Origin of the sequence: Exiguobacterium sp. UBA6282, from assembly GCF_002440475.1 — a bacterium.
In the GTDB taxonomy this organism is placed as follows: Bacteria; Bacillota; Bacilli; order Exiguobacteriales; family Exiguobacteriaceae; genus Exiguobacterium_A.
Genome location: NZ_DJUM01000022.1, coordinates 54,415 through 78,158 on the forward strand (window position 1 = coordinate 54,415; position 23,744 = coordinate 78,158).

27 protein-coding genes are annotated in these 23,744 nt (G+C 48.6%); 14 read left to right on the top strand and 13 right to left on the bottom strand.

The window, feature by feature from the left end; all coding sequences use genetic code 11:
• Positions 1–42: 42 nt before the first annotated feature.
• Both crcB (B2751_RS07010) and crcB (B2751_RS07015) read right to left on the bottom strand, forming a co-directional pair.
• Positions 43–393, bottom strand: coding sequence for a fluoride efflux transporter CrcB (gene crcB, locus B2751_RS07010; RefSeq protein ID WP_035411282.1), 351 nt, complete (start codon positions 391–393; stop codon positions 43–45).
• Positions 394–792, bottom strand: a complete 399-nt coding sequence (gene crcB, locus B2751_RS07015) for a fluoride efflux transporter CrcB (protein ID WP_035411280.1) — start codon at positions 790–792, stop codon at positions 394–396.
• A 154-nt stretch (positions 793–946) separates the two neighbouring features.
• Here crcB (B2751_RS07015) and B2751_RS07020 point away from each other — a divergent pair, with 154 nt between their 5' ends.
• The 3 genes from B2751_RS07020 (at position 947) to B2751_RS07030 (ending at position 4,216) form a co-directional block, all read left to right on the top strand.
• On the top strand, positions 947–2,416 hold the full coding sequence (locus B2751_RS07020) for a methyl-accepting chemotaxis protein (RefSeq protein ID WP_035411278.1): 1,470 nt from the start codon (positions 947–949) through the stop codon (positions 2,414–2,416).
• Between the two features lie 112 nt (positions 2,417–2,528).
• Positions 2,529–3,464 carry an NADP-dependent oxidoreductase gene (locus tag B2751_RS07025; protein WP_290773792.1) on the top strand — a complete coding sequence of 312 codons (936 nt, stop codon included), beginning with the start codon at positions 2,529–2,531 and terminating at the stop codon, positions 3,462–3,464.
• 167 nt (positions 3,465–3,631) lie between these two features.
• A complete protein-coding gene (locus B2751_RS07030; protein WP_290773794.1) occupies positions 3,632–4,216 on the top strand; it encodes a DUF4352 domain-containing protein in 585 nt (194 codons plus the stop codon).
• A gap of 51 nt (positions 4,217–4,267) precedes the next feature.
• Here the strand turns inward: B2751_RS07030 and B2751_RS07035 are convergent, their stop codons facing one another.
• Together B2751_RS07035 and B2751_RS07040 are read right to left on the bottom strand one after the other, a co-directional pair.
• Positions 4,268–5,050, bottom strand: coding sequence for a nucleotidyltransferase domain-containing protein (locus B2751_RS07035; protein WP_290773796.1), 783 nt, complete (start codon positions 5,048–5,050; stop codon positions 4,268–4,270).
• A 104-nt stretch (positions 5,051–5,154) separates the two neighbouring features.
• Positions 5,155–5,505, bottom strand: coding sequence for a winged helix-turn-helix transcriptional regulator (locus B2751_RS07040; protein WP_035411270.1), 351 nt, complete (start codon positions 5,503–5,505; stop codon positions 5,155–5,157).
• Between the two features lie 121 nt (positions 5,506–5,626).
• On the opposite strand from B2751_RS07040, the gene B2751_RS07045 reads away from it, so the two are divergent.
• A complete protein-coding gene (locus B2751_RS07045; protein WP_035411267.1) occupies positions 5,627–6,475 on the top strand; it encodes a VOC family protein in 849 nt (282 codons plus the stop codon).
• Positions 6,476–6,523: 48 nt separating this feature from the next.
• On the opposite strand, the gene B2751_RS07050 is transcribed toward B2751_RS07045, so the two are convergent.
• Positions 6,524–7,309: an NUDIX domain-containing protein gene (locus tag B2751_RS07050; protein WP_290748216.1), complete on the bottom strand. Its 786-nt coding sequence runs from the start codon at positions 7,307–7,309 to the stop codon at positions 6,524–6,526.
• A gap of 272 nt (positions 7,310–7,581) precedes the next feature.
• Here B2751_RS07050 and B2751_RS07055 point away from each other — a divergent pair, with 272 nt between their 5' ends.
• From B2751_RS07055 to B2751_RS07065, 3 genes are all read left to right on the top strand, one after another.
• A complete protein-coding gene (locus B2751_RS07055; protein WP_290773798.1) occupies positions 7,582–8,163 on the top strand; it encodes a DedA family protein in 582 nt (193 codons plus the stop codon).
• Positions 8,164–8,437: 274 nt separating this feature from the next.
• Entirely contained in the window at positions 8,438–9,805 is a 1,368-nt protein-coding gene (locus B2751_RS07060; protein ID WP_290773800.1) for a PepSY-associated TM helix domain-containing protein, read from the top strand.
• A complete protein-coding gene (locus B2751_RS07065; protein WP_035411256.1) occupies positions 9,798–10,283 on the top strand; it encodes a FixH family protein in 486 nt (161 codons plus the stop codon). Before B2751_RS07060 ends, B2751_RS07065 begins: the two co-directional genes overlap by 8 nt.
• A 57-nt stretch (positions 10,284–10,340) precedes the next feature.
• On the opposite strand, the gene B2751_RS07070 is transcribed toward B2751_RS07065, so the two are convergent.
• Positions 10,341–11,345, bottom strand: coding sequence for a hypothetical protein (locus B2751_RS07070; protein WP_290773802.1), 1,005 nt, complete (start codon positions 11,343–11,345; stop codon positions 10,341–10,343).
• Between the two features lie 246 nt (positions 11,346–11,591).
• Here B2751_RS07070 and B2751_RS07075 point away from each other — a divergent pair, with 246 nt between their 5' ends.
• The 3 genes from B2751_RS07075 to B2751_RS07085 all read left to right on the top strand — a co-directional run bounded on the left by B2751_RS07075 (position 11,592) and on the right by B2751_RS07085 (position 14,536).
• Entirely contained in the window at positions 11,592–12,962 is a 1,371-nt protein-coding gene (locus tag B2751_RS07075) for a copper amine oxidase (protein WP_290773804.1), read from the top strand.
• A gap of 63 nt (positions 12,963–13,025) precedes the next feature.
• Positions 13,026–13,553, top strand: coding sequence for a copper resistance CopC family protein (locus B2751_RS07080; RefSeq protein WP_290773806.1), 528 nt, complete (start codon positions 13,026–13,028; stop codon positions 13,551–13,553).
• A complete protein-coding gene (locus B2751_RS07085; protein WP_290773808.1) occupies positions 13,550–14,536 on the top strand; it encodes a copper resistance D family protein in 987 nt (328 codons plus the stop codon). The genes B2751_RS07080 and B2751_RS07085 overlap by 4 nt, the downstream gene beginning before the upstream one ends.
• A gap of 51 nt (positions 14,537–14,587) precedes the next feature.
• Here B2751_RS07085 and B2751_RS07090 read toward each other — a convergent pair whose 3' ends face one another.
• Positions 14,588–16,381, bottom strand: coding sequence for an acyltransferase family protein (locus tag B2751_RS07090; protein WP_290773811.1), 1,794 nt, complete (start codon positions 16,379–16,381; stop codon positions 14,588–14,590).
• 136 nt (positions 16,382–16,517) lie between these two features.
• The gene (locus B2751_RS15265; protein WP_313586511.1) at positions 16,518–16,811 is read right to left on the bottom strand and encodes an ATP-binding protein; all 294 of its coding nucleotides are present in this window, start codon (positions 16,809–16,811) and stop codon (positions 16,518–16,520) included.
• 169 nt (positions 16,812–16,980) lie between these two features.
• On the opposite strand from B2751_RS15265, the gene B2751_RS07095 reads away from it, so the two are divergent.
• From B2751_RS07095 to B2751_RS07105, 3 genes are read left to right on the top strand one after another with little or no spacing between them, the layout of a single operon-like run.
• Positions 16,981–18,024, top strand: coding sequence for a bifunctional transcriptional activator/DNA repair enzyme AdaA (locus B2751_RS07095; protein ID WP_290773814.1), 1,044 nt, complete (start codon positions 16,981–16,983; stop codon positions 18,022–18,024).
• Complete coding sequence (locus B2751_RS07100) at positions 18,021–19,067, top strand: DNA alkylation repair protein (RefSeq protein ID WP_290773817.1); 1,047 nt, start codon at positions 18,021–18,023, stop codon at positions 19,065–19,067. Before B2751_RS07095 ends, B2751_RS07100 begins: the two co-directional genes overlap by 4 nt.
• Positions 19,068–19,409, top strand: a complete 342-nt coding sequence (locus B2751_RS07105; protein ID WP_290748183.1) for a GNAT family N-acetyltransferase — start codon at positions 19,068–19,070, stop codon at positions 19,407–19,409.
• Positions 19,410–19,446: 37 nt separating this feature from the next.
• Here B2751_RS07105 and B2751_RS07110 read toward each other — a convergent pair whose 3' ends face one another.
• Positions 19,447–20,025, bottom strand: a complete 579-nt coding sequence (locus B2751_RS07110) for an AAA family ATPase (RefSeq protein WP_290773820.1) — start codon at positions 20,023–20,025, stop codon at positions 19,447–19,449.
• Positions 20,026–20,157: 132 nt separating this feature from the next.
• On the opposite strand from B2751_RS07110, the gene B2751_RS07115 reads away from it, so the two are divergent.
• Complete coding sequence (locus tag B2751_RS07115; RefSeq protein WP_290773823.1) at positions 20,158–20,685, top strand: NUMOD4 domain-containing protein; 528 nt, start codon at positions 20,158–20,160, stop codon at positions 20,683–20,685.
• A gap of 47 nt (positions 20,686–20,732) precedes the next feature.
• On the opposite strand, the gene B2751_RS07120 is transcribed toward B2751_RS07115, so the two are convergent.
• The 4 genes from B2751_RS07120 to B2751_RS07135 all read right to left on the bottom strand — a co-directional run.
• Positions 20,733–22,382, bottom strand: a complete 1,650-nt coding sequence (locus B2751_RS07120; protein ID WP_290773826.1) for a methyl-accepting chemotaxis protein — start codon at positions 22,380–22,382, stop codon at positions 20,733–20,735.
• A gap of 87 nt (positions 22,383–22,469) precedes the next feature.
• The gene (locus B2751_RS07125) at positions 22,470–22,646 is read right to left on the bottom strand and encodes a hypothetical protein (protein ID WP_290773829.1); all 177 of its coding nucleotides are present in this window, start codon (positions 22,644–22,646) and stop codon (positions 22,470–22,472) included.
• Positions 22,647–22,789: 143 nt separating this feature from the next.
• A complete protein-coding gene (locus tag B2751_RS07130) occupies positions 22,790–23,194 on the bottom strand; it encodes an NUDIX hydrolase (protein WP_290773832.1) in 405 nt (134 codons plus the stop codon).
• Positions 23,191–23,744, bottom strand: a 554-nt coding sequence (locus B2751_RS07135) for a Type 1 glutamine amidotransferase-like domain-containing protein (RefSeq protein WP_290773835.1), incomplete at its 5' end; no start/stop codon positions are given. The genes B2751_RS07135 and B2751_RS07130, both read right to left, overlap by 4 nt.

The following is a 23,744-nucleotide window of genomic DNA, read 5'->3' on the forward strand; positions in this document are numbered from 1 at the left end:
ATGTAAGAGGCGATGGATTTTTCCATCGCCTCTTTTTTTTAATCAAGCGGTCAAGGTGATACCGAAAAAGGCAGCGAGGATTCCGAATCCATAACTGCATATCAAGTAGAAGGCGAGTACTTTACGGTTTCCATCTTGTAAGAGCTGTAACGTTTCAATCTTGAACGTCGAGAACGTCGTAAACGATCCGAGAAAGCCAGTACCAAGCAGTAACGTCCAGGTCGTATCGAGATGCGATCCGATGACGAGTCCGAGTAAAAACGAGCCAAATACATTAATCAGGAATGTTGCTAGTGGAAATTCATGTTTCCAGAACGTCTTCATCCATTGACTGACAGCAAAACGACTGATGGCTCCACAAAAAGCACCGATGGCAAGGGCGAGTAATTCCATTCACTCACGTCCTTTCGTCACGTGACGCAGTCGTCGTGTTCCGAGCGCGTAACCGACATAAGACAGGAATAGACCGCCGAATAGACTGACGAGTACGTAGAGGAACGCATCCGCTAAATGACGTTCGTTAAATAAGGTCACAGTCTCGACGCTGAATGTCGAAAATGTCGTGAATGAGCCGATGAAGCCCGTTCCAATAGCTGTAATCGCATATTGATGCAAGAGTTTCGTTCGAAATAGGAAGTGTGTCGCATAGCCGAGCAGAAAGCTACCGATCAAGTTGATCGCAAGCGTCGGCCACGGAAACGGACCGGTCGTAAAGTCGCCAATCAGCAGTCCAAGTCCATAACGTGCAGAGGCACCGAGAACACCTGCGAGACCTACGAGTACATAGAGCATAGGAATCCTCTTTTCTGAAAAAAGTCTACGTTAAACGTACTCCCGCTCTCAAGAAAGCGTCAAGAAAAAAAGTCATCCGAGGGACTTAACGATTGAATTCTTTCTGCCGATGAACAATTGTATGACTTTACTATGATGAAGGAGTTTGAACAAGATGGTATCTGCCCTCGAGCAACAAAGTACAAAGATTTTATCCCGTCTGATTGCAACGTTGATTACAATTGCGCATCCGTTGATTTTCGTATTTGCCCAAATGAATTACGTTCCCATCAGTGTGTTCTATCAGTTTTTAGTCGGTGGTCTGATCTTGACGGTCGCGTTGCTGGTCGGCAACCGCCTCCTCGGACATCGTCCGAGTGGGAAATATGTTCAAGTGACATTAACGTATCTCGTCCTCGCCTTGGTTTTGACGACATTACCGTCCCTAAGTATCTGGACGATTGCTTATCTTTATTTGACGATTTCGATCGTCTATTTGATTCCGCGTCTCGTCGTTCTGGCTGGGATCTTCGGACTACTTGAAATGGCGTTATTCACAGCCAACGGTACGATTGTTTTTACGAACACATTTGACTTGATCGTCGCATATGTCATCTACTTGATGATCTTCTCAGCGGCTGTCTTCGTTGCCGTCTTCGGACGGAACGTCATGCTGGCAGTCCGCCAAGAACAGGAACGGTCGGAAGCTTACGCGGCAACATCGCAAGTCGCCCTTGAGCAAACGGCAGCAACGGCAACGGAAGTGACGACGTTCACAGAAGAGATGAGTGAGACGGTCGACGCGGCGAAGGATTCCTTCAGTCAGGTCGATCTAGCGATGCAACAGCTGGCAAGTGAAGCGGCAGGCAGCGTCCAAGCGATTCGTGAAATCCGTCAACTGAACGAACAACAAGTTAACCGGATGCAAGAGGTAACGGTATCAGTCGACCGTGCGCTCGAGCGGAGTTCGTCATCGCGGACAACAGCTGAACAAAGCAGGCAGACGATCGGTCTTGCCGGACAATCGCTGCAACAATTGACGACAAGCATGGATGAATCGGTCACGTCATTCGGACAGCTCGCTGGGCGTTTCCAGGAAATCGTCGCGATCACGTCGAGCATCAATGCGATTGCGGCTCAGACAAACTTGCTCAGTCTCAATGCTTCCATTGAAGCAGCTCGCGCGGGTGAGTTCGGAAAAGGCTTCACGGTCGTTGCGCAAGAAATTCGCAACCTGTCAGCACAGACGGCAGAAGCGTCAAAAGAAATCAATGCGATTATCGAACGTGTTGATCAGGACGTCACACAAACCGGCAACTCGATTCATGCCAGTACGACCTTGTTACGTGAGCAGGAAGAACGGATGGCAGAGAGTCAGTTGGCGCTGCAAACGATTGAAACGGATGCGACCGAAGTCGTCGGTTCGATCCAGTCGGCGCAGATCCAATTCGCGACGATGACGAGCAGTCTTACTGCTATCACGACAGCAACTGGTCAACTTGATACGTTCATGAACGGCTTGCTCGCGCAAAGTGAATCGTTATCCGGTCTGACACGTCACCAAGTCGGACAGGTCATGGAACTGCAACAGGCGATTCATGCTTTGAACGAGACGGCATCCACCTTGCAGCAAACGAATCGTTAACGAAACAGCTCCTCATCGATTGGTGGGGAGCTGTTGTCGATCTTCAGACTGTTTGTCGGTGGAACGGACGGGGAAGAAGATAGGGAACGATTATCGAAGGAGGAGTCAACGGATGAAAGCAGCTTACATTGAACAGTATGGTGGATCGGAACAATTCAAGGTCGGAGAACTGGAGAAACCAGTCATCGGACCGGATGATGTGTTAATCGAAGTCTATGCCGCAAGTGTGAACCCGGTCGACTGGAAGTTACGAGAAGGATACTTGCGTCAGATGTTGAGCTACGAAATGCCGCTCGTCATCGGTTGGGATGTTGCTGGCGTGATTCAGGAAGTTGGAGAAAACGTCTCCGATCTTCAAGTCGGGGACGCCGTCTTCAGTCGTCCGGAAATCGCCCGTCAAGGGACGTATGCGGAGTACGTCGCAGTCGATGCGCATCTTGTCGTGAAAAAACCAGAATCGCTCAGTTTTGCTGAAGCAGCATCTCTTCCACTCGTCTCGCATACAGCATGGCAGGTCATGTTCGAAGTGATGGATGCGAAGCCGGGTGACCGGATCTTCATTGGTGCCGGATCAGGGGGCGTCGGAACGGTTGCGATTCAACTTGCGAAAGCGAACGGTTTGTACGTCATTACGTCGACGAGTACAAAAAACGTCGATTGGGTAAAAGCACTTGGAGCCGACGAAGTCATCGACTACAAACAGGAAAATCCGGCGGATCGTATTCGCGACGTCGATTTTGTCTTTGACACGATGGGCGGCGACAAGCAAGGGGAACTGTATCAGATGCTGAAGCCGAACGGCATGCTCGTCTCGATTTCAACACCACCCGATGAGGAGCAAGCGAAGCAACATAATGTGCGTTCTGCGTATGTCTTCATGCAACCGACCGGTGAGCGTTTGCAACATATCGCTAAAGCCGTCGAACGTGGCGAGCTACAACCCGTCGTCGACCGGATCTTTGATCTCGACCAAATCAAGGAAGCGCATGATTATGGCGAAGAGGGACATGCAAAAGGCAAAATCGTCATCCGGGTCAAAGGAGAATAAGAAGAGGAGGGCGCTGAAATCAGCGTTCTCTTTTATTTTTGTCAATCTTTTTATCAAACCATAAACAAAAAATAACCTGGTTAAAAAAGTGTAAAGGATAAGGGGTTGCTTCTTCCTATACTAGGGCTATCAGACGTGAGTCAGCCACATTAAAAGGAGGAAGTAACATGAAAAAAGGATTGAAGTGGGCAGGAATCATCGTAATCGGAGCAGTCATCCTTGGAAATCTAGGAGATGATGAAGAACAAGGAGCACCAGAGAAAAAAGTAGAGGTCGAACAAGAAGCAGTCAAATCAGAAGCAAAACCAGTGAAAGCAAAAGCAGCGGCGAAGCCGGTCAAGAAAACCTATGGCATCAAGGATCAGGTAAAGGTCGGGAAATTGACGTATGTCGTCAATGACGTCAAGATGGTCGATACATTGTCGAACGTCCTCGGCGAAAAGAAAACGTCAGGACAATTCTTAGTCATCGGTCTGACGATTCTAAATGGAGACAAGGAAGAACGGTTCGTTGATAGCAACATGTTTAAAGTCAATGTCGGCGATACCGAGTATTCAGCCGATACGGAACTCGATCTCTATGCGAATGAAGACGGCATGGGCTTCTTCCTAGAGACGATCAACCCGAATATCGAAAAAACCGGCAACATCGTCTTTGAATTACCGAAACAGGTCAAAAATCCGAAGCTTGAAGTCTCATCCGGTTTTGGCTGGGCAGGTGGACAATCAAAAGAGATTCAATTGACACGATGATAGGTGAGCAGACAAAGGAGTAGCAGGCAAATGCCTGCTACTCCTTTGTTGTTATCGTTTTACTTGTTGCATCGATAGTTCATACGTTAATCGATCGAGTAAGTCGAGTGTTTCGGGATGCGTGACGAGCGTCCGATCGAGTGTCTTCCGTTCAGTCTCTAGACATGCCAGATAACGTTGAGCCGCTTCAGCATGCGTTGCGGGTGTCAAGACTTCATAGATTGCTTCAAGAGAAAGGCGTGGACCGTCAGGCAATGTCGTCGGAATCGTCTTTAATCCGAGCTGCGCCCGATCTGGAGTATGGTGATGAAGCAAGACTTTCGCGAACTTGATCAAGGCGCTCCGGAGCATCTCGACTGCCCATAAGTCGTTTCCCCGTGCCGCTGCTTTTTTGTATTGGAATAAAAACCAGACGGCATCAATCGCTTCATCGGTCGCTTCTTGTGCGGAAAGCGTCAAGTCGCAAGTATCCGTAAAGTCCGTCAATTGCTGTTTTGGATCGTACAGGACACGCAATTGATCCTTATGGTTTAGCGAATCAAGCGTCACCGTGAATAAATCGATATGTAACAAATCATCATAGACGACGATCATCTGTGGTGCGATGATGTCGATCTCATCTTTCCAGATTATGGGGCGATAAACAGAGAGGTGGGACAGTCGACGTGATAAAAATTTCGTTTGGCGTTCTTCCGAGACGAGACAGTACAGATCGATGTCTGAATGAACGTCTTCTTCTCCTCGTCCGAAGGATCCTTTCAAGAAGATGGCTTCGACTGCAGGATCTTGTTTGAGCCGAGCAACGAGTTGCTCGATTGCATGGAGTTGATGCATGAGGACTCATTCCTTTCCGAAAACAGAAGTCTATTAGGTTAGTATACGGGGGAATAGACAGTTTATTCCATACAAAAATGAGAAATCACATCGAAATGGATTTCTCATTGGGAGGCAGAAGCTACTTTTTCTTTATTTTCAAGATGAATGACGTGCTGTTCGCCCCATGCATTGATGGCGTCAAGAACCGGGATAAGTGTCCGACCGTAATCCGTCAGCGAATACTCAACGCGTGGCGGGACTTCTTGGTAAATCTCGCGATGCACGATATCGTTTAGTTCGAGCTCGCGCAATTGAGCTGTCAGCATCTTTTGCGTAATGTTCGGCAATTGTCGTTTCAATTCACTGAAGCGGAGCGTTCCGTGTGTGATCAAGACGAGTAAAATCGACGGTTTCCATTTTCCGGTCAAGATTTCGAGTGCGGTCTCGACTCGACAGCTTGGTGTCTCTTCCATCGGTCTTCCTCCTTCATGGTATCGTTTAGGATACTATACCACTTATTCGTGCCTACTTCCGCTTCCATCACTTCCGCGTAATAATAGAGGTACAAGCTATTTCATTGAAGGAGGAAACAACATGTCGATTCACCCACAGATTACACTCGGTCCCGTTCGTTTACGCGTCACCGATCTTGACCGTTCCGTTTCATTTTATACAGCATCCCTCGGATTACGTATACTGACACAAACGGATCAGCTAACAGTTCTTGGCGCACAAGGTACACCACTCGTTGAGCTCGAAGTTCATCCGAATGCCCGCCGTTTCCCACCGAACTCGGTTGCCGGGTTATACCATTTTGCGATTTTGCTACCGAACCGAAAAGAACTCGGTTTCGTCATCCGCAATTTGATCGAACAAGGGATTGAGATTGGTCAAGGTGACCATCTTGTCAGTGAAGCCTTTTATCTATCGGATCCGGATGGGAACGGGATCGAGATTTATGCCGATCGTCCACGTGAGACATGGACGTATGAAGCAAATGGAGATGTTAAGATGACGACCGATCCTGTCGATTGGCAAAGTATGCTCGTCGAAGCTGGAGAAGAAGACTGGTATGGTATGCCGGCCGAGACCGTCATGGGACATGTCCATTTCCACGTCAAGACACTGGAAGCAGCGCGGACATTTTATGTCGATACGCTTGGCTTTGAGGTTGCGGCTGACGCTTCTCGAATGCGTGCGTTGTTTGTCGCTGCTGGCGGTTACCATCATCACATCGGTCTGAACGTCTGGTCGGGAGTTGACGCACCGACGAATCCGGAAGATGCGGTCGGACTTGTCTACTGGACGCTGCGTTATCCGGATCAAGCGACGCTCCGAGCAGCAATCGAGACGTTGAAGTCTTCTGCGTATACCGTTACGGATCAAGCAGATGCTGTCTATGTCACCGATGATGCTGGAATCACTGCTCGATTGACAACATAACTGAAAAAATCCCTTTGCAGAGAAAAATCTGCAAGGGGATTTTTTGTTTTATCGTGAAGATGACGTTGCATTACCGTCATACCGGCTGATCAGCTCATACGGTCTGACTTTATATAAGGCATGCGGGAAGTAGTGCGGATCCATGGCATCAAGCGTCCGCAACTGGAAATGATCCCGTTTGATGTATTCACTCAGCGAATCACGTGTCAGCGGGAAGAAGCCGACATCTGTTGTTTCACCTTCTTGTGTCGCAAGTTCACCGCCAACCGCTTTTCCGCGGAAGCAGACGCACAGGACGTGACTCGAGATGTTTTGATAGATACCGGTAATTCCATCGATTGTGACATCAATTCCGGTTTCTTCTTTGACTTCTCGTTTGATCGCGTCAAGAATCGACTCATGATTTTCGACTTGTCCACCCGGCATCTCATACGTATCACCCCGGTGGAGGTTGCGAACGAGCAGGACTTCACCGGCATCGTTTGTGATGTACGCGGTCACACTGACGATGGCACGAGGAGGAGCGTACGTACCGGTCGCCGTCATGAAGTCTTCATACGACTTGATATAGAGATTTTTGCCGAGTCGGGCACGTTTTTTCATCGCTTCACGGCGTAAGGCACTGTTTCGGACATCACGATCGACTTGTTCGTAATGTTCACGGTCGCGGTATTCCCAGATAGCGATAACTTCATCTTCTGCTTCCGTCACCCAGCGACCAACGAGACGGGCACCATGACTGACTTGAAGCGGATACAGGTAGGTATGAAAAAACTCAGTGAATTCTTCTAGGCGTTCGGGACGAATCGTATAGGTCTTCCGGCGATGCAACATGGAAATTCCTCCTATCAGATGAGCGTTCGGATGTACGTTATACCCCTTCTCGAACGGATGGAGGAAACCCTTTTTCTCGATGTGGGAAAAGGATGTTTTATTAAACGATTGCGTATACATGTCATCCGGTCTAAGTGACTTTAAATCATCGATGATGATCTCTTTTGATCAGAAAAGTATAACTAAAGAAGAACTTAAGAAATGGATAGGGCTCAACTTCAGAAAAATCGGGGATACTGAATATAGAGAGAAACAGAAAGTAGGGATACGTGATGGATATCATGGCACTCGTCCGCCTGGCTGGCGGAATCATGTTCACCCCATTGTCGGACGATGTCTTGATGATGAGTTTTGCAGCACTTCGATTACGAGAGGGGATGTACCCGGTCGTCATCTGGCTGACCGCTTGGCCGGTCTTCTTCATCGCCTTTACGTGGTTTTATCTACTTGCTCGGTTCTTCCGTGAGATTCCGCTCGTCAAACGCTGGATGAAATCACGTTTCTTAGAACGAGCAGAAGCAATCATAGAACGACGCGGGTTATGGGCAATCGGACTATCGTTCTTCTTACCCGGCGTCAGACATCCGATTCATTATGTCGCCGGACTTCTCGGTTATCCGTTACCGCGTTATTTAGTAATGACGTTCTTAGCAGCAGGCGTGTATACAGGACTCTGGACTTTTTTGATCGTCCGGATCGGAGAAGCTGTGACGTGGTGGGAACTGTGGAACTGGCTACAGGTGAATCCTGGTGTCATTGGATCAATCATCGTGATCCTCATTGGAGCAGCGGTCATCGGAATCGTCCATCATCATCGTCAAAAGCAAGCGTTAGAAGAAGAGTCCTCGATGTAAATCACATATAAAACGGCGAATCCGATAATGGATTCGCTTTTTAGGTTAAAGTTTGGTTTTATGAATAAGGATAGTTTTTTGAAATAAGAAGTAATCTACAAAAAAAGTGAAATCATTGTCAAAAAATGACGCACATCACTTCTTAAAAGCTACCTGATTTACACACTGGATTGGCAATTTATCGTCACAAGCCAGTGCGTGGAAATGGATTGTAACCGCTTATACTAAAAGGTGTTCACAGAGTGGACATATTTTCTGTCGAAGGAGGATACATATGAATCTCATGCAGACGGAAGAGACGGTCAAAAAAGCACCGACTTCTTCTGCTTACCGGACGATTTGGCGGTGGCACTTTTATGCTGGTATCATTTTTGCACCGTTCCTCGTCATGCTTGCCGTGACAGGATCGATCTATCTATTTAAGCCGCAAATCGAAAACGTCCTGTATCAATCGTATTATGAAGTTACACCAAAAGCGGATCGCATCACGGCGACGGAACAAATCAATCGCGTCAAAGCGAAGTATCCGGACGCGCTCGTTACGTCATACCGACCGGGTGAATCGGACGATCGATCCAGTGAAGTGAACATCTCGTCACCTAAGATGTCGGCGACAGTCTTCGTCAATCCGTACTCCGGGAAAATCATCGGAACATTATCGGACGACGATCGAATCATGAACAAAATTGAAGAAATTCATGGAGAACTGATGGCAGGAACGACCGGTGACCGGATTGTCGAACTCGTTGCCTGTTGGGCAATCGTCTTGATCGTGACAGGATTATTCTTATGGTTCCCACGCAAGCAAAAGGGACTGTCAGGTGTTTTGTTCCCGCGTCTTCGTCAAGGTAAGAAGTTATTCCGTCGTGATCTTCACGCGGTTCCTGCATTTTGGATTACAGCAGGAATGTTATTCCTCATCCTGACAGGTCTCCCATGGTCCGGTTTCTGGGGAACGAACTTCCAGTCACTCGTCACGAACCAAGGACTGGGCTATCCACCGTCCATCTGGGGTGGGGAGGCACCGACGTCAACGCTTCAAACGAAAGATATCGCAGAAGTCCCGTGGGCCGCTGAAACACTTGATGTCCCTCAGTCGAAAGTCGAAGGAGCCGTTCCGGCTTCGATCGATGACATCGTTGCGATCGGCAAGCAACAGGGAATGGACCCAAGCTTTAAAATCAGCATCCCGAGTGATCCGAGTGGAGTCTACACCCTGTCCGCGTATCCCGCAAAGGCACAGGATGAAGCAACGATCCATCTCGATCAATATTCCGGTGCCGTCCTCGCTGACTATCGCTATGACAATTATGGCGTCGTCGGGAAGATCGTCGCGACCGGAATCACGCTTCACAAAGGAACGGAATTCGGCTGGTTCAACCAATTGATCAGCCTATTGATTTGTCTTGGGATCATTCTCGTAGCAGTCAGTGGTTTCTATCTGTGGTTGAAGCGAAAACCAAGTAAGGGGATGGGGGCACCAAAAGGTCCGAAAGCATTCATGTTGAAAGGATTCCTCGCTGTGCTTGTTTTGCTGGGAATTGTCTTCCCACTTGTCGGACTCTCGTTGCTCGTCGTCTGGTTACTCGATTTCCTCGTCATTCGTCGTATTCCGAGTGTAAGGAGGTTCTTCAATGCGTAAATCGATGCAAACATTCGTGCTTGGTGGACTGCTCGTCACGACGACGAGTCTTGCCGGCTGCGCCGTTGATTCTGATGCGGCGGAGCAGTACGCAGTCGTTCATCCGTTATCGATCAAAATGAATATCCCAAAAGACGTACAACCGGACGCAAAGAAAAAGCAAACGTTCGAAGCGACGGTTTGGCGTGAAGCGAAACCGGCTCAAAAAGTCGATTATGTCCACTTCGAAATCTGGAAAGCAGACGGAACAGTCCGCTATAGTATGGAACCGGCAGAAGAGACGAAGCCGGGTGTCTACACGATTGCGAAGACATTACCGAAATCCGGCTTGTATTATGTCAAAGCGCATGCGAGCAGTGAAGGTGCGATGATCATGCCGACACGGCAATTCATCGTCGGAAAACTGTCGGCCCAGGATTTAAAAATCTTACAAGGTGGAGCAAAACCCGCTGGTGGAAGTAGCGGTCACCATCATTAATAGGAGTATGAAAAAAGAGAGAGCGGAATTTTCCGTTCTCTCTTAGTGTATTGAGGATCAATCATCATCACCGTGACCACCATGATCATCGCCATGATCATCGGAATCGTCATCGCCTTCATCCCCAGAATCATCCGATGCACCATCGTCATCCGCGTGTTCATCTTCCGATTCAAGCTCTTGTCCATTGTAGAACTTGACTTGGACTTGTAATGTTTTAATGTTTGGCAATTGAAGTGCCTGAGCTACTAACGTTAATAATTCCTCTTCCGTCATCGATGGCGTGACGAGAAGGCGGTCTTTTAACGTCGCGACATCAGTGATGCCAATCTCATCTTTAAAACGGAGTTCTTTCCGTTGGTGTTCATTACTGTAGCGCCACTCGAACTTTTTCTTGTTCGTATCCGTTACTTTAATCATGATCCGTTTGAGTTCTTGATTATTTTGAACGCCGTCTTGATCCGTATCTTCCTGATCATCCCGTGTCCCATCATGATCGCTGTCTGCTTTTGTTGGATCAGAACCGAGCTCGAATTCGTCTTCATTCAAAAGTGTATCTTGATCGCGGTCCTCTTCGTTATCTTTGATGCCATCACGATCGGAATCCTTTTTCAATGGTTGCGTACCGACGATGAACTCTTCGCGTGTCGTTAATCGATCCTGATCTTGGTCTTCTTTATCATCGTAAATACCATCTTGATCAGAATCCTTTTTCAATGGATTCAGATGCGCTGTGTATTCTTGTTGATTCGTAAGGGAGTCGCGGTCCGAATCCTCTTCCCCATCCTTGATTCCATCACGATCGGAATCTGATTTTGTTGGGTTGAGACGAAGTTGATATTCCTGTGCATTCGTCAAACCGTCGCGATCGTGATCTTTTGTTGCGACGTGTTTGCCATATCCTAAATGATATTGTTTTTGCCAAGCGTCCGGAATACCATTTTTGTCTTGATCGACTTGCACGACAGGTTTCTTTTTCAATTTACTTTTTGCTTCGACAGGTTCAACTGCTTGCGAGACGACAAGCGAAGCAAGTAATGCGCCAATGACGATCCGTTTCATGAGTCCACTCCTGTTCTGAATAATAAATAAAAGATATGGTGATAAGAAGATTTTAATGAAATCGTTAGAAAATAAGTTGTTTATTTCTTGAAATGAGTAAATAAAAACTAAAAAATAATTAGAGTAATGAACGGAGGTATTTCGACCAAAAAATATTTTAAATAAAAAATGTAAAAAGATAAAACCATTTATGAACTCCTTACGTTATCTGTGTGAAGTCCAAAAAATCAAAGGGGTGTTCATAAGATGAAGATGAAAAAGTCGTATCTCGCTGTTCCGCTAAGTGCCGCATTGTTGATTCCAGCAGCAGGTGTCAGTGCACATGGTCATGAGGACCATAGTAAGATGTCTCACAGTTCAGGAAAAGTCTCACTAGATGTCTCCTCTCCAGCATCGGATCTGCGAGCGACACTCGATCAAATTCTATCTGAACATGCATATCTCGCAGTCGTCGCGATGCAAAAAGGGATTGATGGTAAAAAAGATTTTGAACAAGCAGCAGGCGCATTGAATCAAAATACGGATGATTTAGCGGCAGCTGTCGGTTCTGTCTACGGTGACGATGCAGGAAAAGCGTTTAAAGATATCTGGTCGAGCCACATCGGTTACTTCGTCGATTACGTCAAAGCGACTGGAGCAAAAGATGAAGATGCTAAACAAAAAGCATTGAAAGATTTGGATGAGTACCGTGTCGAGCAGGCTGCATTCCTTGATAAAGCAACAGGCGGGCGATTGAAAGCAGCAGATCTCGAAGAAGGGCTCAAAGTCCACATCACACAATTGTTAACATCGTTTGATAGTTACGTTGCTGGTGATTATGACGCTGCCTACAGCAATCTACGTGAAGCAATCGAGCATATGTATATGGTCGGAGAAGGATTATCTGGTGCGATCGTTGATCAGTATCCGGACAAATTCAAAAATACGAAAGTCGATACACCAGCAGCTGATCTTCGTGCCGGGCTCAACCGGAACTTCTCAGAGCACGCAGCGCTTGCGGTGCTCGCGATGCAAAAAGGAATTGACGGTGCAAAGGACTTTGACGCGGCAGCCGGTGCCTTGAGTCAAAATACAGATGATTTGTCGGCTTCAATCGGTTCCGTTTATGGCAGTGAAGCAGCACAACAATTCAAGAAAATCTGGTCGAGCCATATCGGCTACTTCGTCGACTACGTCAAAGCAACAGGTGCAAAAGATGATCAAGCACGCGACATGGCTGTAAAAGAACTCGATGAGTACCGTGTCGAACAAGCTGCATTCCTCGATGCAGCAACGGAAGGTCGCTTAAAAGCAAAAGATTTGGAAGAAGGACTGAAGGTTCACATCGACCAACTCTTGCTCGCCTTCAATAGCTACAATGAAAAAGATTACGACAAAGCGTACCCGGCGATTCGCGAAGCGTATGCGCATATGTACGGTGTAGGGGAAGGAACAGCGACAGCAATCGTCGATCAGTTCCCAGATAAATTCAAAGGTGCACCATCTGGAATGCCGAACACTGGTCTCGGTGGTATGCAAGAAGCATCATCGACGACAGGTATCGTCTGGTCACTGCTTGGTATCGCAGCAGCATCGATCCTTGGATTGTTCGCACTCCGTCGTCGCCCGCAACAATAAAGGACGACCCGCTGGTAACAGCGGGTTTTCTTGTACACATCAAGCAGAAAGGAGGTAAACGACATGCGCATCATCCGATTTGCACTTCTATTCCTCATTTGTCTGTTGCCTATATCGGTCGAAGCACACACGAGTCTTAAAAGTTCCAATCCGGCAGAGGATTCGGCATTACCTGAACCTGTCGATCGGATCCGCTTGACGTTCAGTGAGGCTGTTGAAAAAACGAGTACTTTACGTGTAGTAGACGCGAATGGGGTCGAACAAGCCCTTGCGAAACCACTCATCATCGGAAATGAACTCAGTGCCGTCGTCTCGAAACCATTAGCAAAAGGGCAGTACACGATTAAATGGGCATCGATTTCAGATGATGGTCATCCCGTGAAAGGAACGATCGGATTTACAGTGATGGGTGCCGCGACAACTGAAGCGAAGACAGTTGAAAAAGCAGAGCCAATGGAAACAAAGGCAGCGGTCGTCCCAGAAGCTGAGCCTGTTTCAAAAGGACTCGTTCCGACGCTACTTCCTTGGATTGTTGGTGGACTATTAGTCAGCATCGTCTTACTTCTCTTATTCCGTCGTCGTTCGACATGAGTGCGTTTCTAGGAGAACTGCTCGTCTACCTGGGTGGAGCGATTTGGATGGGTTATCTGGTGTTATGCTTCATCTCAACGAAACACAAACCGCCATTAATGGATGGTACGTCATGGGCGGTAGCGGGGCTCGGAATGCTTGTTCTTGGAACAAGTATCCCGGTCATCGGTGCCGTTCGTTTTCTGCTTTCGACGCAAACGATGACGGGGGCTCTACGAACGGGGTTACTTTTGCATATCGGTCAAATGTTTCTTGTCGTTTACTTCGCTGTCTTACTCCTATTGATCGTACTTGCCTGGCGAAAACATCGGTCCGTCCTACTCGCACTCTTGACGATCCCGATATGGATTGGCATTGCAGGAACGAGTCATGCCGCAGCGAAATACGGGGCGCTTGGGTGGACGCTCCAGTTCAGTCACTTATTATGTGTGACGGCTTGGATCGGTGTCGTGTTTTGGGTAGCTGTTGGTGCCCGTTCGACCGAGCATTGGTCCGCCTTTTTAAACTGGTTCAGTCCGTTTGCTCGGATTGCTTTTACCGGTGTCATTCTGTCAGGTCTGTTGCTGATGCAACTGGCGATTCCGCTTGAACGTTATCCGAATCTATGGGGCGTGCCATACGGTCAAGCCATGTTGCTGAAGCATCTTTTGTTGTTGCCGCTTTTGTTCTACGCCTTTTGTAATGGCACACTTGTCCGGCGTCGGTTGCGTTTCGACTCAACGTACGATCCGCGTCCACTACTCCGGATGGAAAGTATCATTTTAGTATTGCTGTTCATGGCGAGCGCTTCACTCAGTCGTCTGGAACAACCGACGCTAGGTCAACTACCGGTCAGTGGTCCAGCAGGGGACGGGTGGGTCTTGATGATTGGGATCGCCACCTTACCACTGCTCTTACTCGGATTCAGACGACATGCATTGGGTGTCTTGCTGAGCCTTCTTAGTGTCAGTCTGATCTACCTTGGACTACTTGCGACAGGGTGAACACGAAAAAACAAGGTAGCGGAACTATCTGCTACCTTGTTTGTCGTGGTTTTATTTTGTCGAAACGGCGCAATTCGTGGCCTTCGCAAGAATCTTCGAATAGGCCCGGGCGCCCTTAATATTCAAATGAACACCATCTGCTTCAAAGTAGGATGGGTGTTTGACAGCAATAGCATGCCAGTCGATCAGTTCGACCCGTTTCCGTTTTGATGCCTCTCGTAACATCTGATTGACTTCTGCTTCCCACGGGCGTGGCACCCGTGCTGTCACGAGATAGATGTGATCGGCATTTGCAAATTGGTCGAGTAAGCTATTCAACTGATCTTTGCGGAAGCTGCCGTTTGTCCCAAGATGAAGGATGACTTGGCGTCCATGTTGATTGTACGACGCATACTGCTCACTTAGCGGAATCGCTTCTCGTAGCTGTCGACCGAGTTTCGCATCAATCGTCAGTTGTTTGAGTGTACTGCCGAGATAATCTTCGACACCGAGCAGGACGGAGTCACCGATCGCAAGCGTCGGTCGACAAATTTTTCGTTGATCAGGTTTTGCTTTCGGTGTCGTCGGTTTGAGGACCGGTTTCGGTTTTTCTTTTGGCGCCGCTATCTTATGGAAGGCGGGTTCTGGCTTCGGTGTATCGGAAACAGCAAGAATCGATAAGTTACCAATGAAGCTGACGATAAGGATCGTCAACACGGCAACACTCGCCCACTGTATCGTTGAGAACTGACGTAACTGTTGCGGATGTAGCGATAAACGCTTCAAGTAACCAGACAGTCCGAGTTGACGAATCGGACGCTCGATGAAGCGATACGACGCTTCTGTTAACGCAACAAGAATAACTATGATCAATATAGTCCGTAGTACCGAGAATGTTCCAATTTGCTCGACCGGTGTCAGCAACGTGATGACGGGAAAATGCCATAGATATAAGCCGTACGACCGTTTGCCGATCGCAATAAGTGATGGACGCGCAAACCAACGACTCCAAATCGACGCCGGATGGGCGATCGTAGCAATTATTAGTGCAGCAAGGACAGCGACAAGGAAAAAACCACCCCGGTATAAGAAGCTTCCGAACTCACTCGTGACAACCATCAGTAAAAGTAAGAGTGGCAACGTGACAGCACCTGTTTGATTCAACAATCGAACACCACGTTTTGGGATATCAATCTTAAAGCGGGTCGGTTGCCACGCGAACGCGAGCAGACTGCCGATCAATAAGGCGAATAATCGTGTATCGGTACCGTAGTAGACACGACTCGGATCCTCACCCGGTGTGAATTGAATCGCCATCGCGAGCACGGATGCGCCGATCGCGACACCAATCAATTGAAGGAACAGGCGACGATTTTTCATGCCTAACCAAAGTAGGATCGGGAATAGCAGGTAGAACTGTTCTTCGATCGCGAGCGACCAAAGGTTTTGGATCGGTGACGGTTTCCCGAACGACTCGAAATACGAGACGTCATGGAAGATATACCACCAGTTCGTTCCGTAAATAAGCGCAAAGGCACTATCTTGACGAACTGTATGCAATAGCTCGCGTTCAAAGACGGTTACATATCCGAGAACGAGTAACAGCATGACGAATAGAGCTGGGAACAAACGACGGAAACGATGAATCCAAAACCGTTTCAAATCGAGGCGCCCGGTCGTTTGCCACTCGCGTAACAAAAGACCAGTAATCAGGTAACCGGATAGGACGAAAAAGAGATCAACACCGAGGAAACCACCAGAGAAGAATGAAACAGATAAGTGGTAGAGAATGACAGACAGGACAGCGAAAGCACGTAAGCCGTCAAGCCCTGGCATATATGTAATCGAACGAGACGAGGATTTCATAAGACACGAACAACTCCTTTAAAACGACAACTAATTTCTAACAGTCTTTAGTGTATCGAATTCCAATTTCAAAGAAGTGTCTAAGAAGTAACAACCTAGCCCAAAAAAGCACCCGACGAGAGCATCGGATGCTGACTTACGAATGACGCGGAAAACGACACGTGACGGAAAAGCGGTTGTCTGCTGAAGTGAGCTGGACACTTCCGTGATGGCGCGCCATGATTTGTTGAACAATCGACAGACCGATACCGGAACCGCCGGAAGAACGCGATGCGTCAGACGTTCCGAACGGCGTCAACCATTCGTTTAATTCTTCTGGTGTATAGGTGTTAGCAATCGCATTCGAGCAAATCAGTTGGATGCCTTGTGCTCCTTCTTTGATTGAAATCCGAAGATCACCGATTCCGTGAAGTGTTTCTTTTAAAGAAATCTAACATGAAAACCCTACTTTCCGTTGAGTATAGCATGTAGTATACACGTCGTCCCTTTCGAAAACAGGAGGAGAATTCTTAAGTGAATCTTAAACAGATCAATGCCTGATTTTCGGCGACATCGTAACCGGACAAGCCGTTATACTAAAGGCAAAGGAGGAGAAAGCGATGGAACATCACACGTATTATGAAGCACTCGTTCGACGAGACGTGACGTACGAAGGAACGTTTTTCGTCGGGGTCAAGACGACCGGTATTTTTTGCCGTCCGACATGTCCGGCACGAAAACCGAAGGCGGAGAACTGCGAGTTTTTCGAGACGGCGCAAGAGGCATTGCTTGCCTCTTATCGACCGTGCAGACGGTGTCATCCGCTCGCTTATCCAGGCGATCACGGTACGATTCAACGCTTGATCGAAGCAGTCGAGGCGGAACCAGATAAACGGTTCAAAGAAGCTGATTTCCGAGCACTTGGTTTGGACGAATCAACAGCACGGCGCCAGTTCAAGAAACGATTCGGGATGACGTTCGTTGCCTATGCTCGGGCACGGCGGATGGGGTTAGCGATGAAAGAGATTCGGACTGGGAAGCCGGTCATCGAAGGGCAGTTAGTAGGAGGCTATGAATCAAGCAGCGGTTTTCGTGAAGCGTCAGCACGGATGCTCGGGGAAGCACCATCACGTTTTGACGGACAGGTCTTGCGCGCGAAATGGCTTGATACACCGCTCGGTTCGATGCTTGCGATTGCTGATGAACAACACTTACATCTCCTTGAATTCGTCGATCGACGGGGACTTGAGCGAGAAATTGAACAATTGCGTCAAAAAGCGCGTGCTGTCATCGTGCCTGGGGAGTCACTCGTCTTTAAACAGATTGAAGGGGAGCTCCGTCGTTACTTCAAAGGAGAACCGGTCTTGTTTCAGACGCCACTGATGCGGTACGGAACGCCCTTTCAACGCCGCGTCTGGGAAGAACTTGAACGGATTCCGAGTGGCGAGACGATCTCGTATCAAGAACTGGCCATCCGAATTGGTCAACCAACCGCCGTCCGCGCTGTCGCACGAGCAAACGGAGCAAATCAACTAGCAATCATCATTCCATGTCATCGGGTCATTCGAACGAATGGGGATTTAGGTGGATACGCCGGGGGACTTGCACGCAAGGAAACATTGCTCAAACTGGAGCGTACACGGAAGGGACTAGATATAGGATGAGTTTGATTAAAGATGTGTTTTCACCGAGTTGGCTCGATGAATTACAAGAAGCGGTCGATGTACCAGACTTTCGCAGACGAGTCGAACGCAAGGACTGGGACGAGCTTGCGTTTAAACAACGCGTCCGTCGTGTTACGGAGACGCTAGAATCCGTCCTGCCACCGTTTCCGGACTCGATTGGGGAGCTGGAACGACTCGCACCACAGTTTACTGGGTTACCAGGGATCGTTTTTCCCGAGTATGTAGAGCGGACAGCAACACTCGTTGACTGGAAGCTTGCGTTAGAGACACTCGCTAAATTGACACCGTATTCGACGTCTGAGTTCGCTGTCCGGCGTTTTCTACTCGCTGATCAAGAGCGTTATCTCGAGCAAGCACTCATGTGGGCAACATCAGACGATGAACATGTTCGGCGCTTAGCGTCGGAAGGGACACGACCGCGTCTGCCATGGGGACAAGCGATTCCGAGTCTGATTGCTGATCCGCGACCGGCGTTACCGGTTCTTGACGCGTTACTACAGGATCCGTCACTCTACGTCCGAAAAAGTGTCGCCAATCACTTGAACGATATTTCAAAGACACATCCGGAATATCTGATTGAGCGGATCGAACGTCACTTAGGAACAGATCCGAACACGGACTGGATTTTGCGCCACGCCTCCCGGACGTTACTCAAACGCGGAAATCCAGAAGTCTTACAATTGTTCGGTCACGTTACGCAAGGTGAGGTCGAGATTACAAATTTAGTCGTCTCGCCGGTTACGATTGGTGGAGAGCTCGACTTCTCGTTCACTGTGACGAGTTCAGTTCCACAACGTTTACGCTTGGAGTACGCGATCGATTACGTCAAACAACGCAGAACGAGTCGGAAGGTGTTTCAACTGCGGGAGCGGGAAGTTAAAGGTGTCTTACAAGTCGAACGACGCCAATCGTTTCGGAACATGACGACGCGTGTCCATTATCCTGGTACACACACATTGACGATTTTGATTAATGGAGAGGCTTACGCGACAGCAACGTTTGAGGTCGAGGAGGAGAGCTGAATGCAAGGACGGCATCCGGATTTTAAAACGTCACGATTATTTGTCGAAGCAACGGATGAAGAATCGGGTTGTAAGTGGACGTTGCATGCGATACGTGAGAAAACGATCATCGGAACGATTATCTTCACTTGGAATGCATCCACCGGAACCTTACGTTACACGACGACTGATGAGGACGATCGGCACGGGTACATCACAGAAGCCTTGACGTCGATTTTGTCTTATCTCGCACGGACGTTATTACTGACGCGTGTTTATAGTGAAGCGGGCAGTGACACGGTCTGGCGTCGGAACGGATTTCAGTTGCAGGCGAATCGATATGCACGCGAACTTCATCATTAAAGCCCCGTCTGCTGAGCAGAACGGGGCTTATTTGTGATTAGACCGTTGTTTTCGACCAGTTGAAATGTTCGCAAATCGCTTCAGCGCTTTCACGCGCACTTAACTGTTCCGTATCAAGAAAGAGGTAATTGACGTCCGGCAATTCGCCTGGTAGCGAGCGTGTCCGGTATCCGTCCGCCGTCTCGCGTAAGTCTTGTTCAGAAGTAGCGAGGTCGCGCTTCGTCACTTTGTGCGTCAATCGGTTTTCGGTCGTGTTCCGGTGCAGACGGGTCGCGACCGGCGCATCCAGTTCAACGATATAGACGTCAGCACCTGCTTGTTCGAACAACTCAACCGTTTCTTCGATGAACTCGAGACCACCACCTTCGACGCCGAATAGACAGAGGAATGTAAACAGGACACCTTCAAGCGAACTGTTCGCCATTTCCTTGAACATCTCGCGCCGAATCGTATCTTTTAAGCGGTGATGGGCGGGTTCAGAGAAATCAAAGTAAGGCAATAACAAGTCGATCGTCTGGTGGTTATGGAAGACTTTCATCTCCGTCAACCGTTCGATTTCCTGACCAATCGTCATCTTTCCGACTGCTTGGGGACCAAGTAACAAGACAAATTTCATGGACGAACCTCATTTCCTTTTTCTGCTAAGAATAGCACATTCCGATGAGTGACATCACTAGAACGTTTGTTCGTAATTTGATATAATTCAGGTATGAAGTCCCGTCGTGTCCTTGTCTGAAGGAGGACAACTATGCAAGAGCAATGGAAGGCCGTCATCGGCTATGTAGGTATATATGAAGTCTCGTCACTTGGTCGCGTAAGGTCGCTTGATCGGACGATCGTGACGTGTCGCGGCGTCCGGCAACGCCGAAAAGGTGTCTTGCTCCGACCGCGGCTCAATCGGGAAGGATATCGGAAAGTCACGCTCTATCAACGGGGGCGAGGAGAACGAGTGCAGGTCGGTCTACTCGTTGCGCAAGCTTTTCTGACGGTCGACGTTACGGAAGTGCGACTCGTCCGACGCAACGGTAAACGAGCTGATGATCAGTTGTCGAACTTAGACGTGTTGCCTTCATTTGATCAGCAGTATACCGAACTACTTGGTGAGTTTGATCTCTTATTAGAACAACATGTGACACTGTCATCATTCCAGATTCGAGCGATTCGCGCCCAATATGAAAAAGGGAAGACGATTCGTCAACTGGCGGAGCAGTATCAGGTGACTGAGAACCGGATTCGCAATATCATCGATAAAAAGGAAGCACGTTATATCGGCTGAGAACAGAGGAAAAGAGCGCTTGCCAGGAATGGCAGGCGCTCTTTTTGTTAAGACGACGATTCGCTCGAGCGAACGGTCTGTTGCAACGAACTGATCCGTGACTCGAGTACCGCGCTATGTGTCTTCAATTCCGTTTGCTGAATGACGTGGTGTTGCATTTGATCCCCGAGTACTTGGCTGTAGGACGAGAGCTCTGACATCAACTTTTGGACAGATTGTAGATGCTGTTGCATATTCGACTGGACTTCTGCGACGATTTGACGTTGGTGTTCAACGGTCCCCAGTGTCGTCTCGATCGTCGTCGCTTCAGTCAGCATCTGTTGCAAGTGCTCCGTTGCCGTCTCGAGCTGTTGTGACGTCGAGAGAAACCGTTCCGTCATCTGCGAGAGCGCTTGTTCGACTTGATCGAGACCCGTCGTCCACGTCTGATTGACCTGACGGATGTGGTCCGTACTCGTCCGGATATCGATCGCTAGTCTTTCGACTTCCTTGGCCACGACCGTGAAGCCACGACCGGCTTCGCCAGCACGAGTTGCCTCGATCAGCGCATTTAGCGATAGGCGGCGCGTCTCTTCAGCGACACGCTGGATGTGGGAAATTGAGGTCTCCATCTGCTGCTGTAGATGTGAGGTCTGTTGCAAGATTTGCTCTGTCGTCGCGGATTGTTCCTTCAGCAAGTGGCTTTCTTGTTGTAATGTCCCCAGTGTCGTGTGATTCGTCTGAACAGTCTGTTGAAAACGAGTTACGGCACGTTGGCTGTTCAGAAGTGTCGTTTGCATTTCGCTTAACGCATCGTGTCCTTGGGCAGTCAAACGTGTGGAGGCGATGATCGTCTGATTCATCTGCGTCGATTGCGCAAGTAAGGAACCGGCGACTTCATCGACGGCATGCACCGATTCATCCATCGCGGATAAATGCGAGGAAAAGTGGGGCTGGACGGATTCAAGTTCCTGACTGGCTTGTTGCATCTCGACCGTCAAATCCCCAATCTGTTGCATCAATTGATTGTATTGAAACGTGAGCTGTTGTAACTCAAAGGTCGTCGTCTTAAGCGTTAACGGACGATACGATCGCTTCGCATGGGCTTCTTCAATCTGTAGAGCGAGTTTCGATAACGGTGCTAGTTGTCGTTGAATTCGCCAGCGGATCAAGAGGCTGATGCTGACAAGTGTGATCACGCTGACCCAGACGAGTGTCCAAGCTAAATCTCGAGCAGGAGCGATTAATTTATCACGATCGGTCGTCAGCAAGATGACGTCATCGAGTTCCGGAATCGTCATCGCGACAAGAAACTGGTCTTGATTTGAAAAGGCATATGTACGAGCTGTTTTTAAATGCTGTAGTAGTTGTTTCCGTTTTGCTGGGTCGAGTGTCAACGGTCGGAACGCCTCACTCGTGTTCAGGCTTTGAAAGCGAGTCGTGTAGTCATCACGTGATAAGTCGGTTCGTTGTTGCTGTTGCAATCGTTTAATGGCACGCGTACGGTCTGTTGCGTCATTCGGATATGCGAGAAACGTTGCCCGGACGTTCGCATCAAACATCGTTAATTCGCGCATCAGCCGTTCCTCAGTCGCTGCGACGGATTGTTGGTACGACGCGTAAACGCTTAGACCACTGATCACGGTCAGTCCGATGGCGACGATCGGAATCAACCATCCATTTAATTGTTGTGCCAGTAATCGTTTTTTCTTTGGCATAAAATATCTCCTCCCGTAATCCTATCGGGAGGAGATGGCTCAACATGTATGAAGGCGTTGTACGACTTGTGTAAAGGTCTTGTGAATCTAGTTCATGTAAATCGGAAGGACAGTCGCAAGATGTGTCATAAGTGCTTGTGTCTCTTCTTTTGGTTCAGACGTGACATAAATGATCAACGCAGCAGCAACGATGACAAAGATGGCAATGACAAGAATGATGAAGAACGGCATCTTACTTTTTCGTTTTTCGGCTTGACGGTCCATGAAAGATTCCCCCTTAATAATGTATACGATAGATATATTTAAGGGATTCCCTGTTCATTACTTTAAAAACACAACAACTGTCCGGTAATGAAAAAAATACTGTCTTGTCTGACGAGAGCATTGGACAGGGCAGTATATTACGTTCAACTAAGGAGAGACCAGACATCATATCGCTCAAAATCAGCCAAAATATTTGGAGCGATCAACTGACGGATCATTTCTTCGTCCGCCCAGAGATAAGCGTCGTGTTCTGCGGATAACTGAACGCTCGTCTGGTTCGTCGAGCAGACGTACATCAACAAAATGATTTGTCGATCGGGATGCGTTAGGAAGCTAGAGGCATAGAGTAGACGTTCTGGCGTAACCGTCAACTGTGTCTCTTCTTTTATCTCGCGAACAAGGCTGTCGAGCGGCAGTTCACCGAAGTTGATCTTTCCACCTGGACATTCCCATGTTCCGCCGCCGAAGTCAGCGACAGCCCGGCGGACGATCAGGAGACGTTGCTCGTGAATGATGATGCCTTTGACAGCAGGGACGATCGCCGTCATCTGACGGGACTCCGCGATAACACGACGGGATCGGTTCCTTCTGTTTCGATCAGGTACTGATCGCACAGATAGATCCCGCTTGCGTCGGCAAGTCCGAAGGCACGGCTCGTGCCTTCTTCCGTAAAGGATTGCACGAGGTGGGCGGCTTCACCCCACGTCTCGTAATGCACACAGACGACCGCGTCTTTCAGCAGGGCAAGACCAGGCAAGCGAAGGCGTCGATTATCGCGTTGGTCAATCTCCGGAATCACGCACCGTTCAGGCGAAACGAGGGCACCGGCAGAAAAGCCGGCGACCGGAACACCGTTTACGAAACGCGACTGGATGATGTCACCAATCGGTGTCGCGACCAAGTATTGCTGATACAATTCTGTCTCGCCACCGGAGATGATGATCCCTTGACATTGCTGTAGTTGCGCGAGCTGTTCATCCGTTGGCGCGTCAGACAGTGGTAGATGGACGAAGGACGAAATACCCTCTTCCTGCAACGCTTCCGTATAAATCGAGGCGTAGGTCACCCAGTCCTTACCAGTACGTGGGACATACAGAA

What these genes read in the sequence shown, in the direction of transcription:
- crcB (WP_035411282.1), bottom strand. Translation starts at nt 393, where the DNA reads ATGGAATTACTCGCCCTTGCCATCGGTGCTTTTTGTGGAGCCATCAGT.
- crcB (WP_035411280.1), bottom strand. Translation starts at nt 792, where the DNA reads ATGCTCTATGTACTCGTAGGTCTCGCAGGTGTTCTCGGTGCCTCTGCA.
- B2751_RS07020 (WP_035411278.1), top strand. Translation starts at nt 947, where the DNA reads ATGGTATCTGCCCTCGAGCAACAAAGTACAAAGATTTTATCCCGTCTG.
- B2751_RS07025 (WP_290773792.1), top strand. Translation starts at nt 2,529, where the DNA reads ATGAAAGCAGCTTACATTGAACAGTATGGTGGATCGGAACAATTCAAG.
- B2751_RS07030 (WP_290773794.1), top strand. Translation starts at nt 3,632, where the DNA reads ATGAAAAAAGGATTGAAGTGGGCAGGAATCATCGTAATCGGAGCAGTC.
- B2751_RS07035 (WP_290773796.1), bottom strand. Translation starts at nt 5,050, where the DNA reads ATGCATCAACTCCATGCAATCGAGCAACTCGTTGCTCGGCTCAAACAA.
- B2751_RS07040 (WP_035411270.1), bottom strand. Translation starts at nt 5,505, where the DNA reads ATGGAAGAGACACCAAGCTGTCGAGTCGAGACCGCACTCGAAATCTTG.
- B2751_RS07045 (WP_035411267.1), top strand. Translation starts at nt 5,627, where the DNA reads ATGTCGATTCACCCACAGATTACACTCGGTCCCGTTCGTTTACGCGTC.
- B2751_RS07050 (WP_290748216.1), bottom strand. Translation starts at nt 7,309, where the DNA reads ATGTTGCATCGCCGGAAGACCTATACGATTCGTCCCGAACGCCTAGAA.
- B2751_RS07055 (WP_290773798.1), top strand. Translation starts at nt 7,582, where the DNA reads ATGGATATCATGGCACTCGTCCGCCTGGCTGGCGGAATCATGTTCACC.
- B2751_RS07060 (WP_290773800.1), top strand. Translation starts at nt 8,438, where the DNA reads ATGAATCTCATGCAGACGGAAGAGACGGTCAAAAAAGCACCGACTTCT.
- B2751_RS07065 (WP_035411256.1), top strand. Translation starts at nt 9,798, where the DNA reads ATGCGTAAATCGATGCAAACATTCGTGCTTGGTGGACTGCTCGTCACG.
- B2751_RS07070 (WP_290773802.1), bottom strand. Translation starts at nt 11,345, where the DNA reads ATGAAACGGATCGTCATTGGCGCATTACTTGCTTCGCTTGTCGTCTCG.
- B2751_RS07075 (WP_290773804.1), top strand. Translation starts at nt 11,592, where the DNA reads ATGAAGATGAAAAAGTCGTATCTCGCTGTTCCGCTAAGTGCCGCATTG.
- B2751_RS07080 (WP_290773806.1), top strand. Translation starts at nt 13,026, where the DNA reads ATGCGCATCATCCGATTTGCACTTCTATTCCTCATTTGTCTGTTGCCT.
- B2751_RS07085 (WP_290773808.1), top strand. Translation starts at nt 13,550, where the DNA reads ATGAGTGCGTTTCTAGGAGAACTGCTCGTCTACCTGGGTGGAGCGATT.
- B2751_RS07090 (WP_290773811.1), bottom strand. Translation starts at nt 16,381, where the DNA reads ATGAAATCCTCGTCTCGTTCGATTACATATATGCCAGGGCTTGACGGC.
- B2751_RS07095 (WP_290773814.1), top strand. Translation starts at nt 16,981, where the DNA reads ATGGAACATCACACGTATTATGAAGCACTCGTTCGACGAGACGTGACG.
- B2751_RS07100 (WP_290773817.1), top strand. Translation starts at nt 18,021, where the DNA reads ATGAGTTTGATTAAAGATGTGTTTTCACCGAGTTGGCTCGATGAATTA.
- B2751_RS07105 (WP_290748183.1), top strand. Translation starts at nt 19,068, where the DNA reads ATGCAAGGACGGCATCCGGATTTTAAAACGTCACGATTATTTGTCGAA.
- B2751_RS07110 (WP_290773820.1), bottom strand. Translation starts at nt 20,025, where the DNA reads ATGAAATTTGTCTTGTTACTTGGTCCCCAAGCAGTCGGAAAGATGACG.
- B2751_RS07115 (WP_290773823.1), top strand. Translation starts at nt 20,158, where the DNA reads ATGCAAGAGCAATGGAAGGCCGTCATCGGCTATGTAGGTATATATGAA.
- B2751_RS07120 (WP_290773826.1), bottom strand. Translation starts at nt 22,382, where the DNA reads ATGCCAAAGAAAAAACGATTACTGGCACAACAATTAAATGGATGGTTG.
- B2751_RS07125 (WP_290773829.1), bottom strand. Translation starts at nt 22,646, where the DNA reads ATGGACCGTCAAGCCGAAAAACGAAAAAGTAAGATGCCGTTCTTCATC.
- B2751_RS07130 (WP_290773832.1), bottom strand. Translation starts at nt 23,194, where the DNA reads ATGACGGCGATCGTCCCTGCTGTCAAAGGCATCATCATTCACGAGCAA.